Below are 16,975 nucleotides of genomic sequence, written 5' to 3' on the forward strand. Positions count from 1 at the left end.
TTTCCAATCCCGGTCAGCTGCCGGTTTTTATCTGTGTCCAGACGCGGTTGAGAACGCGCTGTTCTTTTGGCCCGTAAGGCGAGATGGTGAAGAGCTTCTTCATTGTTTCTGCGTCCGGGTAAACACCGGGGTTCTTCGAAACAGCCTCATCCATCAATGCCTGCGATGCAAGATTGCCGTTGGCATATTGCACATAGTCGGATGCCTTTGCGGCAACATCGGGCTTCATCATGAAGTTGATGAAGGCGTGGGCTGCATCGACATTTTTGGCATCTGCCGGAATGACGAAGGAATCCATCCAGATGTAAGTGCCTTCCTTGGGAATGACGTAGTTCACTTCCACGCCATTCTTGGCTTCTTCAGCGCGCGCCTTGGCCTGAAGAATGTCGCCAGACCAACCGATGGTAATGCAGCTGTCGCCATTGGCCAGCTCATCGATATAGGCCGAGGAATTGAAGGTCTTCACCGAAGGACGAATGGCCTTGTAGACATCGCCGCCTGCTTCCAGATCGGCAGTTTCCTTGCTGTCAGGGTTTTTGCCGATGTAGTTCATGGCAATGGCGAAGGTTTCGTCGGATGCATCCAGAATGTTGATGCCGCATGACTTCAGCTTTGCAGCATTTTCAGGCTTGAAGATAACATCCCAGCTATCGATCTTCACGTCGCCCAAGGCGGCCTTGACCTTGGCCACGTTGTAACCGAGGCCGGTGGTGCCCCACATGTAGTTGACGGCATATTCGTTGCCGGGATCGTACTGCGCCAGACGGGTGGTGATCTCAGGCCACATGTTCTTGAGGTTCGGCAGCTTGGACTTGTCCAGCTTCTGGTAAACGCCAGCCTTGATCTGACGGGCCAGGAACGGCGATGTCGGCGCAACCACGTCATAACCGGAATTGCCGGCCAGAAGCTTGGTTTCCAGAACCTCGTTGCCATCATAAACGTCGTAAACGACCTTGATGCCGGTTTCCTTTGTGAATTCTTCCAGCAGAGAAGGCTCGATATAGTCGGACCAGTTGTAAACGTGGACGACCTTTTCCTGCGCATAGGCCGTGCCGGCGGCCAGCGCCGCGGCCACAACAGCAAGACTGAAACGAAGCGAACGGTGTTTCATGGTAACTCCTGTTTGAGCGCGCCGTGGGAAGCGCGTGATCCCCTTGTTTTGTCAGAGACTAGAAAGGAAAACTTGCCGCCGCAAGCGGGAAATGTGCAGCGCGGCATTTTCAAACAATTGTCTTCAAATGCGTCACTGAAAATCGAAAACGCTGAGACCCGTGACCATCTCATCCAGCCCCAATGGCCGCGTCAACGGCGCTTCGGCACGCGACAGGCAGCCTTGCCTCTCACACAGACGACAGGATGGGCCGATGGCAACCCGCAGCGCTGCGCTTCCAACCGCGTCACCATAAACCGTTTCCTTGGCAAGTGCGGCATCACAGGCGATCATGACTGTGGTGCGGCGAAGCCGTTCTCCAAAGCCCGCCTGCGGCCCCTCCAGCGTGCGTGCAATCGTCAGATAGCCACCACCATCCGGCATCTCCACCTGCTCGGCCAGAACCTGACACGGCTGCGAAAACGCGGCGTGGACATTGAGCTTGGGACAGAGCCCACCAAAGCGGGCCTGCGGAAAGCCGAGCGCGCCTGCCTTGCGAAAACGGTTTCCGGCACTGTCGATTTCCATGAGGAAGAATGGAATGCCGCTGGCACCCGGCCGCACCAGAGTGACGAGGCGGCTTGCCGCCTGCTCGAACGATACGTTGAAGCGCCCGCGCAAGATGTCGATATCGTAACGCGCCCGCTGTGCGGCGGCGAGATATGCGCCATAGGGCATCATCAGCGCATGGGCGGCGTAACGCGCAAGCTCGAAACGGGCGATACGTTTCGCCTCTTCACTGGAAAGCGGCAGGTCTGCAAGCTCAACACCAATCTCCGTCGTCAGCGCCAAAAGACAGGCTTCCATGGCCATCTCACGCAGCTGATCCTGCGGCGAAAGGCGCTCGGAGAGAAACAGCCGCATGGAGTGGCGGTCATAACGCCTTCGCAAATTCGGCATGGCGTGCACCGGCATGGTGCGCACAACGATGCCGTGGTTTTTCTGAAGCCAGAGTTTCAGCGCCTGCGCCAGATCGTCTCCCGGCTTCAGCGCAGCGTGAAACGCTTCCGCCGCCGCATCCAGCTGCGCAAAAAAAGCGGGCCGCCGTTCAAAGATTTCCCGCACTTCGTCAATGGGCAGGCGCGTTGCCGAAAGCGTGGTCTGGTGCCCTTCCCGCGCCAGAAGATCGGAGAGGTCGCTGAGGCGCTGCGCCTGCTCGCGATAGGCACGGTAGAGCTTGTTGATACCAGCCGCCACATTGGGGGCCGCTTCCGCCACCTCAACCAGTTCCTGTCCCGACGGCACCTCCCCCGCCAAAAGCGGATCGGCAAACACTTCCCGCAGCTGGCTGGACATGCCGCCACTCTCGCCCTGCAGATCATCGAGATCCACCTTGTAGACAGATGAGAGTTTCAGCAGAAGCTGAACGGTCAGCGGGCGTTGGTTGCGTTCGATGAGGTTGAGATAGGACGGCGAAATCGACAGTGCCTCCGCCATCGCCGTCTGCGTCAAGCCCAGTCCATTACGCACACGGCGCACGCGCGCGCCTGCGAAAATCTTTGCTTCCACCAACGCCTCCCAGCAAGTGATGCAGACAGAATAACGCAGCCGGTCATTTTTACAAGACTTACAATTTTACAAATCTTGCTGTCAAATTCCCTACAGCGTGACCTCTTTCAAGTCACTGATATTGCTTTTGAACTGGCGGCTGAACGCAGTAAATTGTAAACATTTCCACATCGGATCACTGCTGATCGGGAGTGGATCAGCGCGGAGATTGTGACAAAGGGAGAGAGACATGACGGATTTTTACAAGCTTGTACCGAGCGCCCCGCAGGGTCGTTTTGATGGCATTGAGCGGACTTATACGGCAGCGGATGTGGAGAAGCTGCGCGGCTCTGTCGAGATCCGTTATTCTCTGGCGGAAATGGGCGCGAACCGGCTGTGGCAGCTCATCAATGAGGAAAGCTACATCAATGCGCTCGGCGCGCTCTCCGGCAACCAGGCCATGCAGATGGTTCGCGCCGGTTTGAAGGCGATCTACCTGTCTGGCTGGCAGGTTGCTGCAGATGCCAACACGGCCTCTTCGATGTATCCCGACCAGTCCCTATACCCGGCCAATGCCGCCCCGGAACTGGCAAAGCGCATCAACAAAACATTGCAGCGCGCCGACCAGATAGAAAACGCCGAAGGCAAGGGCCTGTCTGTCGATACCTGGTTTGCACCCATCGTTGCCGATGCCGAAGCAGGGTTCGGTGGTCCGCTGAACGCGTTTGAAATCATGAAAGCCTTCATCGAGGCAGGCGCTGCGGGGGTTCACTATGAAGACCAGCTGGCATCGGAAAAGAAGTGCGGCCATCTGGGCGGCAAGGTTCTTATCCCGACAGCCGCGCATATCCGCAACCTGACGGCAGCGCGTCTAGCCGCAGACGTCATGGGCACACCAACGCTCGTCATCGCCCGCACGGATGCGGAAGCCGCCAAGCTTTTGACTTCCGATATCGATGAGCGTGACCGCCCCTTCGTGGATTATGATGCCGGTCGTACTGTCGAAGGCTTCTATCAGGTCAAAAACGGACTGGAGCCCTGCATCGCCCGCGCCAATGCCTATGCGCCGTTTTGCGATCTCATCTGGTGCGAAACATCCAAGCCGGATCTGGAGCAGGCGAAGCGCTTTGCCGAAGGCGTCCACAAGGTGCATCCGGGCAAGAAGCTAGCCTATAATTGCTCGCCGTCCTTCAACTGGAAGAAACATCTCGATGATGCGACGATTGCAAAGTTCCAGCGGGAATTGGGGGCAATGGGCTACAAGTTCCAGTTCATCACACTTGCCGGTTTCCACCAACTCAATTACGGCATGTTTGAACTGGCACGCGGCTACAAGGACCGGCAGATGGCCGCCTATTCGGAGCTTCAGGAAGCGGAATTCGCAGCCGAAATCAACGGCTATACCGCCACCAAGCACCAGCGCGAGGTTGGCACCGGCTATTTCGATGCGGTCTCGGTCGCCATTACGGGCGGCACATCATCCACCACGGCGATGAAGGAATCGACCGAACACGACCAGTTCCGCCCTGCTGCGGAATAACGAGCATGTCGCGCAAAAGTGTGACGCGGTTTTGCGATAACGACATTCGACAAACAACAGGCAAGCTTCAACCCCATTGAACGGAGGAAAAACTATGGCTTCGATTTCAAGAGTTAAGGAACGCAGCGAGGAGCAGTCCTCATCCATGAACCAGGATCAGCAAAGCGCCATTCGCATGCTGGCAAATGATCTGCATCGCCTCAATCAGGCGGTCATGAATGCTGTCGAAGCTGGTGTTTCGGTAGAGCTCGTTCGCTCCGCCCGCCACCATGGCGGCGACGGCAACTGGGGAGACCTGCTCATCCCCGTCATCGTTGCACAGGGCAAGGCTGCGGCTTAAGCGCTTCCCACCAAATGTTCGTCATGCCGGGCTCTGCCCGGTATGGCGCAACGGAGATATTTAGAACAGCAGAACCAGAAACGCCGCAATCGCGCCAGCCGAAATCAGGCTGAGGCGGAAGGCGTAGACTGCGTTGTCAGTGGCGGTGCGAGCAATCGCGATAGCGCGGGCAGGTTTTCTGAACGTCATCATGAGCGGCTTCCTGAACGAAAAACATAACCGATCGATGCCGGGTTCCGGCGTCCAGCGGGACATCATGTATCAACTTGCGTTGTGCTGGCATTCGATCAGCATGACTCCGCGTCTCTTAATAAGGCCTTAAGATGGCGAAGCTTCACACAGATTCTCCAGCGGCGTGGCCGGATGCCCATGCCCACTGGAAATTATAGCCGCCCAGCCAGCCCGTGACGTCAACACATTCCCCGATGAAATAGAGGCCTGGCACGGCTTTCGCCTGCATCGTCTTGGAATCGAGATGGGTGGTATCCACGCCGCCCAATGTGACCTCGGCGGTGCGATATCCCTCAGACCCCGATGGCTTTATTGACCAGTCCTGCACGGCTGAAGCCAGCGCGCCCAAAGTCTTGTCCGACATATCGCCCAGATTGCCCGTGACCCCTGCCCGCTCGGTTACATGCTGCGCAAGCCGCTTTGGCAAAATATCCCCCAATACCGTCTGAGCGGACTGGCGGCCATTCGTCTTTTTCGCGGCCTTCAGATGACCGATGACGTCAAGTTCCGGCTCCATCTTGAGGCTGATCTCGTCACCCTCGCGCCAGAAGGATGAGATTTGCAGAATTGCGGGGCCGCTCAGGCCTCGGTGGGTAAACAGCAGAGCTTCCTTGAAGGACGTCTTGCCGTGGAAAAGCTCCGCAGGAACAGCAATGCCTGACAGCGGTGCGAGCTTTTCCAGCGCCGCCGGATCAAGCGTCAGCGGCACAAGGCCGGGTCGTGTTTCGATGATCGGCAATCCGAACTGTTCGGCCACGCGATAGGCAAAGCCGGTCGCGCCCATTTTCGGAATGGATTTTCCACCGGTGGCGATGACAAGACTGTCGGCTTCAATCATCCCGGCCGATGTTGCAACCCTGAAGCCACCGGTGCCGATGGCTTCCACCGATGTGATCTCCGTCTGCAGCCTAAGCTTCGCACCCACCGCCTGCATTTCGCCAAGCAGCATGCGGATGATATCCTTGGCGCTATCATCGCAGAACAGTTGCCCCAGCGCCTTTTCATGGAAGGCAATGCGGTACTTTTCCACAAGGCCTATGAAATCGCGCGGCGTGTAACGGGCAAGCGCCGATTTGGCGAAATGCGGATTGCTGGACAGATAGTTCTTCGGGCTGGTATGCACATTGGTGAAATTGCAGCGGCCCCCACCGGAAATGCGGATTTTCTCGCCCGGCGCCTTGGCATGATCGATGAGAATGACAGAACGGCCACGCTGACCGGCACGGATGGCACACATCATGCCCGCTGCCCCCGCACCCAATATCAGCACGTTACATTTTTCCGTCATGGAGTTTCCCTAGTTTCGGTGTACTTCCTCTTTTCGAAGTCAGGTCCGTTGTCAATGGCGCTTTACCCTTTTGCCAATTGCCAAAGTCTGGCTATGATAGTGCCAATCGAAACACAAAGCCGGTGATTTATGCCTTCCAAGAAAACCATGCTCCGCCCCAAAAAACCGGCAACCATGGCAAAGAAGATACCCGTCGACGTCTCTCCCACACGGGGTTGCGCCACATGGCGGGAAGCTGCGCAATGGCTCAAAGCCCGCGGCATCGAGGACATCGAGTGCATCACGCCTGACCTCGCAGGCGTTCCACGCGGCAAGATGATGCCGACATCCAAGTTTACGGGCGATACATCGCTGGCGCTGCCATCGGCTCTCTACCGCCACACGATTTCTGGCGAATACCCCGATGAAACGGCGAACTTCCGCTATGAGCCGCGCGATAGCGACCTGAAGCTGGTGCCAGATCTTTCCACGCTCTGCGTCGTGCCGTGGGAAAGTGACCCCACCGCGCAGGTCATCTGCGATGTCGTGGATCAGGAAGGCAACTTCGTTCCCTACACGCCGCGCAACGTGCTCCGAAACGTGCTCGACCTTTACAAGGAAAAGGGCTGGAAGCCGGTCGTTGCCCCGGAAATCGAGTTCTATCTGGTCGCCATGAATGACGACCCCGATTATCCGCTGCATCCGCCAAAGGGTCGCTCGGGCCGTTCCATCGTCGGCGGCCAGAGCTATTCGATTGCCGGCATCAACGAATTCGACGAATTGATCGACGATATCTATCACTTCTCGGAAAAGCAGGGTCTCGAGATCGACACGCTGATCCATGAAGAGGGTCCGGCGCAGCTGGAAATCAACCTTCGCCATGGTGACCCCATCGAGCTTGCCGATCAGGTCTTCCTGTTCAAGCGCACCATTCGTGAAGCGGCGTTGAAACACGGCATATATGCCACCTTCATGGCAAAGCCCATGCAGGGCATGCCCGGCTCCGCGATGCACATTCACCAGTCGGTGGTGGATGCCGAGACTGGCGACAATGTGTTTTCCAACAAGGATGGCAGCCCGTCCAAGGAATTTTTCTCCTTCGTCGGCGGCATGCAGCGTTATGTGCCGAACGCGCTGGTCATGCTGGCGCCCTACGTCAACTCCTACCGCCGCCTGACGCCAGACATGGCATGCCCGGTCAACAATGCCTGGGGTTACGACAACCGCACGACCGCCTTCCGCGTGCCGATATCAGGCCCTTCGGCGCGGCGCGTGGAAAACCGCCTGCCCAGCTCCGATGCCAACCCTTACCTCGCCATCGCGGCATCGCTTGCCTGCGGCTGGCTTGGCATCATGAACAATATCGAGCCGACCGAGCCGACCTATGAGACGGCCAATGAAGGCTCCATCGAGCTGCCACGCGGCCTGTTGGAGGCGGTGGCATTGCTGGAAGGTGAGCCTCAGTTGGAGCGGGTCTTCGGTCATGAGTTCGTGGGTCTTTATGCCGGTCTGAAGCGTGGCGAGTTTGAAACCTTCATGCAGGTGATCAGCCCTTGGGAGCGGGAATTCCTGCTGCTGAACGTATGAGGGTTTGCGCATGACATGGCAAAGCCCGATAGCACCCGGCCTATCCTGGTATCAGGATAGCGTTGGTGACAGGCCGCAATATCCCGCCATGGATGGCTCCCGCACGGTGGATTGTGCCGTCATCGGCGGCGGTTTCACCGGTCTGCAGGCCGCCTATAATCTGGCCAAGGCAGGTATTTCCGTTGTACTGATCGAGGGCTGCCGCTTTGGTGATGGCGCATCCGGGCGCAATGGCGGCCAATTCGGCAGCGGACAGCGGGCCTGGCCGGACGAGCTGGAAAAGCAGGTCGGCTTTGAGCGTTCCAAGGCGCTGTTCGACATTGCCGAAGGTGCAAAACATTACGTGCTGGATTTTGCCCGAGACCATGGCATCGACATGGAGTTTCTGCCGGGGCAACTGAATGTCCTGCACAAGAAAAGCTATGAGAAGACCTATCGCGACAGCGTCGAGGCGATGCGCAGCCGCTATGGCTACGCCCAAGTTTCCTTCATGGAAAAGGCCGAGACAGAGCAAAGGCTGGGTTCCGATCATTACCATTTCGGCGTTCGTGACACCGGCACCGGGCATATTCACCCGCTGAAGCTCATCATCGGTCTGGCAAAGGCCGCTCACGCTGCGGGCGCGCAGATTTTCGAGATGACGCCCGCTAAGTCGATAAAGCAGACGGGCGGCAAGACGCTAATTGAAACGCCATCCGGCACGATCACCGCAAGCCGGGTTCTCATCGCGACCAATGCCCATATCGGCAATCTGGAGCCTGTGACGGCAGCCCACGTCATGCCCATCCGCTCCTTCATCGGCGCGACGGTGCCGCTGGATGAGTTTCCGGAAATCATTCCCGGAAAGGAAGCGGTCGCGGATAGTCGTTTCGTGGTGCGTTATTTCCGCAAGACGCCGGACAATCGTTTGCTGTTTGGCGGACGGGAGGCCTATACGGCGGATTCGCCGCGGGACATTTCCAGGCATATTCGCAAGCAGATCGCCGAAATCTATCCGGCGCTCGATACGATCGAGATGACGCATGCCTGGGGTGGGTCCGTCGGTATCACGCTCAACCGCCAGCCTTTCGTGCGCGAAGTCATGCCAGGTGTGATGTCCATCGGCGGCTATTCCGGCCACGGCGTGATGCTGTCGAATTATTGCGGCAAGCTCTATGCGGATATGGTCATTGCCAAGGACCGGGCGCTGGAGCAGTTCTCGTCGCTTGACGTGCCGTCATTTCCGGGCGGAACATCATTGCGGGCACCGCTGCTGTTTCTGGCGCTTTCGTGGTACGCATTGCGAGACAGGTTCTGATGCAACAAGCGGGAAATATCGGCGCGGCGAAGGTTAACGCAGCATAAACAACGTCTTAAAAGCAAAAACCATATTTTTTTTCCAACACATCTGGCATTTTTAAATCGATTAGATTATGGATGCCTCCAACACATGAGAGATCGAGAGAATCGGTATGAGCAGTCAAATCATTCCAGTAGAGCCCTTCGATTGCGTCGTTTTTGGCGGCACTGGCGACCTGGCCGAGCGTAAGCTTTTGCCAGCTCTCTACCACCGGCAGGTGGAAAACCAGCTGTCTGAGCCAACACGCATCATCGGTGCATCCCGTTCGGTAATGACCCATGACGAATACCGTAAATTCGCTCAGGATGCTCTGAAGGAGCATTTGAAGAAGGGCGAATATGATGACGAGCAGGTCGCGAAATTCTGCGCCCGCATCTTCTATGTTCCTGTCGATGCCAAGTCTGACGGCGGCTGGGACAAGCTGAAAAAGCTTCTCGATGAAGGCAAGGACCGCATTCGCGCTTTCTATCTGGCTGTCGCTCCCGGCATTTTCGGCGATATCGCCTTCAAGATCCGTGACCACAAGCTGATTACCAAGTCTACGCGCATCGTCGTGGAAAAGCCGATTGGCCGCGATCTGGCGTCGGCGCTTGAGCTCAACGACACGCTGGGCAACGTCTTCAAGGAAGAACAGATCTTCCGTATCGACCACTATCTCGGCAAGGAAACCGTGCAGAACCTGATGGTACTGCGCTTTGCCAATGCGCTGTTTGAACCGCTGTGGAACTCCGCCCATATCGACCATGTGCAGATCACCGTTGCCGAGTCCGTCGGGCTTGAAGGCCGTGCCGGATATTACGACAAGGCTGGCGCGCTGCGCGATATGGTGCAGAATCATATTCTCCAGCTTTTGTGCCTTGTGGCGATGGAACCCCCCTCCTCCATGGACGCGGAAGCCGTTCGTGACGAGAAGGTTAAAGTTCTTCGCTCGCTCAAGATGATCGACCAGTCCAATGTCGAGAAGCTGACAGTTCGCGGACAGTACCGCGCTGGCGCTTCTGCCGGTGGTGCAGTCAAGGGCTATCTGGAAGAACTGGAAGGCGGCGTTTCCAACACCGAAACCTTCGTGGCCATCAAGGCTGAAATTGCCAATTGGCGTTGGGCGGGCGTGCCTTTCTACATCCGCACCGGCAAGCGTCTTGCCTCGCGCGTGTCTGAAATCGTCGTGACCTTCAAGCAGATCCCGCATTCGATTTTCGATGATGCGGCAGGCAAGATCGAAGCCAACAAGCTGGTCATTCGTCTGCAGCCAGATGAAGGCGTCAAGCAGTCTCTGCTCATCAAGGATCCGGGTCCGGGCGGCATGCGCCTGCGTCAGGTTTCGCTGGATATGAGCTTTGCGCAAGCGTTTAACGTGCGCAGCCCAGACGCTTATGAGCGCCTCTTGATGGATACGATCCGCTCCAATCAGGCCCTGTTCATGCGCCGCGATGAAGTGGAAGCGGCATGGAAATGGGTCGATCCAATTCTGAAAAGCTGGGAAGCCGTCAATCAGGGCGTACAGGGCTACACGTCGGGCACATGGGGACCAAGCGGTTCGATTGCGCTGATCGAGCGTGACGGCCGCACATGGCACGAAGCCGATTAAGGGGATATGCAATGATCGGACAGGAGCATATCTTCGCAAACGGCCGTGAACTGGCGCAAACGCTGGCAAAGGACGTGGCCGAACGTCTGGAGCGTGGGCTTTCCGAGCGTGGGACGGCAAGCATTGCCCTCTCCGGCGGCTCGACGCCCAAGCTGTTCTTTCAGGAACTGTCCAAGCATGAGCTGGACTGGAAGAACATCAGCGTAACGCTGGTGGACGAACGTTTCGTAGCCCCGGAAAGCGACCGTTCCAACCACAAGCTGGTGGCCGACCACCTGCTGCAGAACGCCGCGACCTACGCCTATTTCGTGCCGCTCTATCAGTTCTTCGCCACGCCGGAAGACGCTGCAACGCTTGCAACGGTGAAGACGGAAGCCATCTGCGATCCGTTCGATGTCGTCATTCTCGGCATGGGCACGGATGGCCACACGGCATCGTTTTTCCCTGGCGGTGACAATCTGGAAGAGGCGCTCGATCTCGATGAAGAGCGCTCGGTGCTTCCGATGAGCGCAGAAACTGCCGGCGAAGAGCGCCTGACGTTCAATCTCTCGGCACTTCACGATGCCCGTTTCCTCGTGCTGCACATCGAAGGTGCGGCCAAGAAGGAAACGCTCGACAAGGCAAAGTCCGATCTGGACGAGGAAGACATGCCTGTGCGGGCCGTGCTCAACCGCGCGGAATCGCCCGTTCAGATCTATTGGGCGCCATAAGCCCCACGCTTGAAACAGCAACATGAACACCGGCTGGCATTCCCAAGTGCCTGGCCGATGTTCCACTAAAGGACAGGATACACGCCCATGGCTGCCGACCCGCGTATTCAGGCTATTACAGCCCGTATCGTCGAGCGCTCGAAACCTTACCGCGAGATTTATCTCGAAAGGCTTCGTCTCCAGCTAACCAAGGGTGTGCATCGTTCTGTTCTGTCCTGCGCCAATCTTGCGCACGGATTTGCGGTCTGTTCCCCCGCCGACAAGGACATCCTTGCCGGCGACCGGGTTGGCAATCTGGGCATCATCACCGCGTATAACGACATGCTCTCGGCGCATCAGCCCTTCGAGATCTACCCGTCCATCATCCGCGATGCGGCCAAGGAAGCCGGTGGCATTGCGCAGGTTGCCGGTGCGGTGCCAGCCATGTGTGATGGCGTGACGCAAGGTCAGCCGGGCATGGAGCTGTCGCTGTTTTCGCGCGATGCAATTGCCATGTCGGCGGGCATCGGCCTCTCGCACAACATGTTCGATGCAGCCGTGTTTCTCGGTGTCTGCGACAAGATCGTTCCGGGCCTCGTCATTGCGGCGCTCTCTTTCGGTCATCTGCCCTCCATATTCATTCCAGCTGGACCGATGACATCTGGTCTGCCGAATGACGAGAAATCCCGCATTCGCCAGCTTTATGCCGAAGGCAAGGTTGGACGCGCCGAGCTGCTGGAGGCGGAATCCAAATCCTACCACGGCCCCGGCACCTGCACCTTCTACGGCACGGCCAATTCCAACCAGATGCTGATGGAGATCATGGGCTTCCACATGCCCGGATCGTCCTTCATCAATCCGGGTACGCCTCTGCGCGACGCGTTGACGCGTGAAGCCACCAAGCGGGCGCTGGCAATCACAGCGCAGGGCAACGAGTTCACGCCAGCGGGCGAAATGATCGATGAACGTTCCGTGGTCAACGGCGTCGTCGGTCTGCACGCCACCGGAGGCTCCACCAACCACACGCTGCACCTCATTGCCATGGCGCGTGCAGCTGGCATCGTGCTGACATGGCAGGATATTTCCGATCTCTCAGACGTGGTGCCACTTCTGGCCCGCGTTTACCCCAATGGTCTGGCGGATGTGAACCACTTCCACGCAGCCGGTGGCATGGGCTTCCTCATCAAGCAGTTGCTGAAGCAGGGCCTGGTGCATGATGATGTCCGCACCGTCTTTGGTCAGGGACTTGAGGCCTACACCATTGAGCCGACGCTGGATGAGAAGGGCGGCGTGACGCGCAGCCCGTCACCCGATGTGAGCCATGACCCTAAGGTTCTCGCCAGCGTCGAAACGCCTTTCCAGCCAAGCGGCGGCCTGAAAATGCTGACCGGCAATCTCGGCAAGGCCGTCATCAAGATCTCGGCGGTCAAGCCGGAACGGCATATCATCGAAGCACCGGCGATCATCTTTCATGATCAGCAGAGCCTTCAGACCGCCTTCAAGGAAGGCAAGCTGAACCGCGATTTCGTGGCTGTGGTACGCTTCCAGGGACCGAAGGCCAATGGCATGCCCGAGCTGCACCAGCTGACGCCGCCGCTCGGCGTGTTGCAGGATCGCGGCTTCAAGGTGGCCTTGGTCACAGACGGTCGCATGTCCGGCGCGTCAGGCAAGGTGCCCGCCGCCATTCACATGACCCCTGAGGCTGTCGATTGCGGACCGATCTCCCGCATCAAGGATGGCGATATCATCCGGCTCGACGCCATTACAGGCACCATTCAGGTTCTGGTATCGGATGCAGAGCTTGCGGCCCGTGAGCCCGCGACGGCCGATCTCTCCGAGAATGAATGGGGCATGGGCCGCGAGCTGTTTGCGCCCTTCCGTCGCAGTGTTGGCCCGGCAGATCAGGGTGCTAGCGTGTTCGCGAGCTGACAATGGTGGACCCGACAGAGGTCGCCTACCCGGTCCAGATGCAGCTGGAGGCGTATAATGCACGCGACATTGACGCCTTCATGCCGTGGTGGGCAGGTGATTGCCACTACTACCTGTTTCCCGACACGCTTCTGGCCAAAACGGCGGAAGAGATCCGTGAAAGGCATGTGGAGCGGTTCAAGGAGCCGAACCTGCACGGCAGGTTGCTCCACCGCATGGTGCTTGGCAACACGGTCATCGACCATGAAACAGTGACGCGCACCTTCCCCGATGGTCCCGGAGAGCTTGACGTCATCTGCATCTATGAAGTTACGGCGGGCAAGATTTCCAAGGCGTGGTTCAAGATCGGCACGCCTCGCCTATACGGCTGATATTAGCGTTACCAGGCCCGGATATCGAGCTTGCGGTCGCGGTGCTGCGGATGCGTGCTGAACACGAAAATCCGCTCCATATCCTTCTTGCTCAGAATATGTAGGAAGCGAACGTGGATCGTGTTGTTTGGATTGACCTTCAACAACACGCAACCGATCTTGGTGATGCGGGCGTCGGGAATATCGAGATAGAATTGCTGGGGCAGATTGTACTGGGTCAGAAGCGCCAGCACGGCTTCGGAGTGGGAAATCTTGACGACATCGCACCGGCGTGAAGCCATATTCATTACGGCTTTCTCGGTATATTCGATGCGTGCGGCATTCATCGTATCTTCCAGTTTGAACCGCCCCTCGCGGTCATACATGAAAGATTCTTCCTTGCTGAGATAGCTGGGTTTGCCGATGTCTGCCCGGGCGTTCAATTTCGTCATCCCTTTTCATTATTTGAGAAAAAAGACTAGCCAGAAGGTCTTAAGAATTTATCTCCCCGTTTCGATATGAAACACATGCCAGATCTGACTGTGGATAAGATCCACCACTGCGCGCAGGCATGAGACAGCCATGGTTAAGCCGCTGATATCTTATCATATTCTCTAATATGATAAGAAAACGACGCCACGAAACGCCTTTCAAAAATAGTTAAGGCGGCGTTTCAAAAGCCGTTTCAGCGGCGATAAGTCTGGCCCTCCGCATCAAACAGATGCAGCTTCTCACGCGGTGCTGAGAAGCGCAAAACCTGACCTTTTTTGGCCTGGGCGATGCCCGGAATTTTCACGATAATCGGCTCCTGGCCAGCAGGGGCTTCGAGGTAGAGCAAGGTGACTTCCCCGAGCGCCTCGACAATGGAAACCTTGCCCTCGAAAAGATAGTCATCGCCCGTGACGATGGACAAATCCTCCGGGCGCACGCCAAAGGATGCGGCTTTGCCGTCCTCTCCGGCGGGGGTCGCAATATCGACGGACAGGGTCTTCCCACCGGCAAGCTCGATAGCAGTCTGCGCGCCCGAACGTTTGATGGTTGCGGGAATGATGTTCATGGCTGGAGATCCGATAAACTTCGCCACAAAGAGATTGCCGGGGTTCTCATAGAGCTCAAGCGGTGCACCCACCTGCTCCACACGGCCGCCGTTGAGAACAACGATACGGTCAGCCAGCGTCATGGCCTCTACCTGGTCATGGGTGACGTAGATCATCGTCGTATCCGCCATCTGCTCGCCAAGCTTGGCGATTTCGATCCGGGTGGCCACACGAAGCGCCGCATCGAGGTTGGACAGCGGCTCATCGAACAGGAAGACCTTGGGGTTGCGGCAGATGGCGCGACCGATTGCAACGCGCTGGCGCTGGCCACCGGACAAGGCTTTGGGCAGACGCTCAAGATATTGCGTCAATTGCAGAATGTCGGCCGCAGCGCGCACGCGGCGGTCGATTTCCTGCTTGTTCTCCTTAGCGATCCGCATACCGAAGGCCATGTTGTCGTAAACCGTCATGTGCGGATAGAGCGCATAGGACTGGAACACCATGGCGATGCCGCGCCGCGACGGCGGGATCTCGTTGACCAGTTGCCCGTCAATATACATCTCGCCGCCCGTGATCTCCTCCAACCCGGCAATCATGCGCAGCAGCGTGGATTTACCGCAGCCGGAAGGGCCGACGAAAACAATGAATTCGCCTTGTTTGATCTCCAGATCAATGCCGTGCAGGACCTTGACCTGGCCATAGGCCTTGCGGATATCCTTGAGAACGAGACCAGTCATGCGGTGTTCCTCCCTGGTATGATGTCAGGCGTAACGGGCGAAGAATGCGCCCCATGCCGGTAATGCAACGCTGCTGCCGTTCAGCTCAGCCGAAAAACCATGGCCGTCGAGAACCTCCCAGTTGCCCTCCGGCAGCTGTGCTGTGGATGGTTCTGCGGAAAGGTTGAACAGGCAGACCACAGTCTCGTTGCCTAGCGTGCGCGTGTAGCTGGAAACGGTGCCCTCGACCGGCTGAAACGCAATGCTTCCCTTGGCAAAGGCCGGGTGCTGTTTGCGGAAGGCAAGGAAGCGGCGGTAGTGCTCCAGCACCGATGTCTCATCCCCCTGCTGGGCGCTGACGGCGCGCTGCTTGTGTTCAGGGGGAATCGGAAGCCAGCCCTTATCGGCTGTTGAGAAACCTGCCAGCGCATGGCCTGCATCCCAGACCATCGGCGTGCGGCAACCGTCACGACCCTTGAATTCCGGCCAGAACTGGATGCCGTAAGGGTCCTGCAGATCGTCGAATGCGATTTCGGCCTCTGTCAGGCCAAGCTCTTCGCCCTCGTAAATGCAGACCGATCCGCGCTGCGTCATCAACAGGGCAGCCAGCACCTTGGCGAAAGCATCCTTGTCTTCCACCACATCGCCCCAGCGGCTGACATGGCGCACGACGTCATGGTTGGAAAAGGCCCAGCATGCCCAGCCCTCGGGGGCAGCGCGGGCAAAATCTGCCTGCACATCGGCCACACGCTGCGGCGTCAGCGCATCCGGCGCCAGAAACTCGAATGCGTAGCACATCTGCATCTTGTCATCGCCGGATGTGTATTCACCGACGATCTCAAGCCCGCGCTGGCTATCCCCCACCTCGCCCACGGCTGCGATATCCGGGAACTCATCGAGAACGGCGCGGAAGCGCTTCAGGAATGCGATGTTTTCGGGGCGGTTCTTGTCGTAGATGTGTTCCTGGAAATTATAGGGGTTCACGGCTGGTGCGGTGGAAGCGTTGCGGCGTTCCGGAGCAAGCGCCGGGTTGTTGCGCAATTCCTTGTCGTGGAAATAGAAGTTGATCGTATCCAGACGGAAACCATCGACGCCGCGCTCCAGCCAGAAGCGGGTAATGTTGAGCAACTCCTGCTGCACCTCTTCATTGTGCAGATTAAGATCAGGCTGCGAGGTGAGGAAGTTGTGCATGTAATATTGCATGCGCGTCGGGTCCCACTGCCAGCCGGAGCCGCCGAAAATGGAGAGCCAATTGTTGGGCGGTGTGCCATCCGGCTTGCCATCGCTCCAGACATACCAGTCAGCCTTCGGATTCTGGCGGCTGGAACGGCTCTGCACAAACCACGGATGCTGATCCGACGTGTGCGACAGGACGAGGTCGATCATGACGCGGATACCAAGACGGTGCGCCTCGGTAATCAAGCCGTCGAAGTCCGCCAGTGTGCCGAACATCGGGTCGACATCGACATAGTTGGACACGTCGTAGCCGAAATCCTTCATAGGAGACGTGAAGAAGGGAGAAATCCAGATCGCATCTGCGCCGAGCTTTGAAATATGCTCCAGGCGCGAGGTGATGCCCTTGAGATCGCCAATGCCATCGCCGTTGCTATCCTGATAGGAGCGCGGGTAGATCTGGTAGATCACAGCACCGCGCCACCAATCCTTGTCGCGAACGAGAGTAGAAGTCGTCATTTCAGTATCCTGTTTGGTATGGGCATTCATGT

General features: G+C 57.7%; 15 protein-coding genes. 8 read left to right on the top strand and 7 right to left on the bottom strand.

Features of this window, described 5'->3' with window-relative positions; genetic code table 11:
- Positions 1 to 13: 13 nt before the first annotated feature.
- Together IFT53_RS02535 and IFT53_RS02540 are read right to left on the bottom strand one after the other, a co-directional pair.
- Positions 14 to 1,111: a polyamine ABC transporter substrate-binding protein gene (locus tag IFT53_RS02535; protein ID WP_192063448.1), complete on the bottom strand. Its 1,098-nt coding sequence runs from the start codon at positions 1,109 to 1,111 to the stop codon at positions 14 to 16.
- A 132-nt stretch (positions 1,112 to 1,243) separates the two neighbouring features.
- Positions 1,244 to 2,662: a helix-turn-helix domain-containing protein gene (locus IFT53_RS02540; RefSeq protein WP_192063447.1), complete on the bottom strand. Its 1,419-nt coding sequence runs from the start codon at positions 2,660 to 2,662 to the stop codon at positions 1,244 to 1,246.
- A 226-nt stretch (positions 2,663 to 2,888) separates the two neighbouring features.
- On the opposite strand from IFT53_RS02540, the gene aceA reads away from it, so the two are divergent.
- Entirely contained in the window at positions 2,889 to 4,178 is a 1,290-nt protein-coding gene (gene aceA, locus IFT53_RS02545) for an isocitrate lyase (protein ID WP_192063446.1), read from the top strand.
- Positions 4,179 to 4,272: 94 nt separating this feature from the next.
- A complete protein-coding gene (locus IFT53_RS02550) occupies positions 4,273 to 4,518 on the top strand; it encodes an SMc00767 family acetate metabolism repressor (RefSeq protein WP_192063445.1) in 246 nt (81 codons plus the stop codon).
- A 60-nt stretch (positions 4,519 to 4,578) separates the two neighbouring features.
- Here the strand turns inward: IFT53_RS02550 and IFT53_RS23930 are convergent, their stop codons facing one another.
- Complete coding sequence (locus tag IFT53_RS23930; protein ID WP_274604067.1) at positions 4,579 to 4,710, bottom strand: hypothetical protein; 132 nt, start codon at positions 4,708 to 4,710, stop codon at positions 4,579 to 4,581.
- Between the two features lie 142 nt (positions 4,711 to 4,852).
- A complete protein-coding gene (locus IFT53_RS02555) occupies positions 4,853 to 6,037 on the bottom strand; it encodes an NAD(P)/FAD-dependent oxidoreductase (protein WP_192063444.1) in 1,185 nt (394 codons plus the stop codon).
- Positions 6,038 to 6,166: 129 nt separating this feature from the next.
- On the opposite strand from IFT53_RS02555, the gene IFT53_RS02560 reads away from it, so the two are divergent.
- From IFT53_RS02560 to IFT53_RS02585, 6 genes are all read left to right on the top strand, one after another.
- A complete protein-coding gene (locus IFT53_RS02560) occupies positions 6,167 to 7,603 on the top strand; it encodes a glutamine synthetase family protein (RefSeq protein WP_192063443.1) in 1,437 nt (478 codons plus the stop codon).
- A 10-nt stretch (positions 7,604 to 7,613) separates the two neighbouring features.
- Positions 7,614 to 8,900: an NAD(P)/FAD-dependent oxidoreductase gene (locus IFT53_RS02565; RefSeq protein WP_192063442.1), complete on the top strand. Its 1,287-nt coding sequence runs from the start codon at positions 7,614 to 7,616 to the stop codon at positions 8,898 to 8,900.
- A gap of 154 nt (positions 8,901 to 9,054) precedes the next feature.
- Complete coding sequence (zwf, locus tag IFT53_RS02570) at positions 9,055 to 10,530, top strand: glucose-6-phosphate dehydrogenase (RefSeq protein ID WP_042619068.1); 1,476 nt, start codon at positions 9,055 to 9,057, stop codon at positions 10,528 to 10,530.
- An 11-nt stretch (positions 10,531 to 10,541) separates the two neighbouring features.
- Positions 10,542 to 11,240, top strand: a complete 699-nt coding sequence (gene pgl, locus IFT53_RS02575; protein WP_192063441.1) for a 6-phosphogluconolactonase — start codon at positions 10,542 to 10,544, stop codon at positions 11,238 to 11,240.
- Between the two features lie 87 nt (positions 11,241 to 11,327).
- Positions 11,328 to 13,148 carry a phosphogluconate dehydratase gene (gene edd / locus IFT53_RS02580; protein WP_192063440.1) on the top strand — a complete coding sequence of 607 codons (1,821 nt, stop codon included), beginning with the start codon at positions 11,328 to 11,330 and terminating at the stop codon, positions 13,146 to 13,148.
- Between the two features lie 2 nt (positions 13,149 to 13,150).
- Entirely contained in the window at positions 13,151 to 13,519 is a 369-nt protein-coding gene (locus IFT53_RS02585; RefSeq protein ID WP_192063439.1) for a nuclear transport factor 2 family protein, read from the top strand.
- A gap of 8 nt (positions 13,520 to 13,527) precedes the next feature.
- Here the strand turns inward: IFT53_RS02585 and IFT53_RS02590 are convergent, their stop codons facing one another.
- From IFT53_RS02590 to bglA, 3 genes are all read right to left on the bottom strand, one after another.
- Entirely contained in the window at positions 13,528 to 13,884 is a 357-nt protein-coding gene (locus IFT53_RS02590; protein WP_042619105.1) for a hypothetical protein, read from the bottom strand.
- A 299-nt stretch (positions 13,885 to 14,183) separates the two neighbouring features.
- Positions 14,184 to 15,272, bottom strand: a complete 1,089-nt coding sequence (locus tag IFT53_RS02595) for an ABC transporter ATP-binding protein (RefSeq protein WP_192063438.1) — start codon at positions 15,270 to 15,272, stop codon at positions 14,184 to 14,186.
- 24 nt (positions 15,273 to 15,296) lie between these two features.
- Positions 15,297 to 16,973: a beta-galactosidase BglA gene (bglA, locus tag IFT53_RS02600; protein WP_192063437.1), complete on the bottom strand. Its 1,677-nt coding sequence runs from the start codon at positions 16,971 to 16,973 to the stop codon at positions 15,297 to 15,299.
- Positions 16,974 to 16,975: the final 2 nt, after the last annotated feature.

The sequence above is a fragment of the Rhizobium sp. CFBP 13644 genome (genome assembly GCF_014842165.1).
Classification (GTDB): Bacteria; Pseudomonadota; Alphaproteobacteria; order Rhizobiales; family Rhizobiaceae; genus Agrobacterium; species Agrobacterium tumefaciens_C.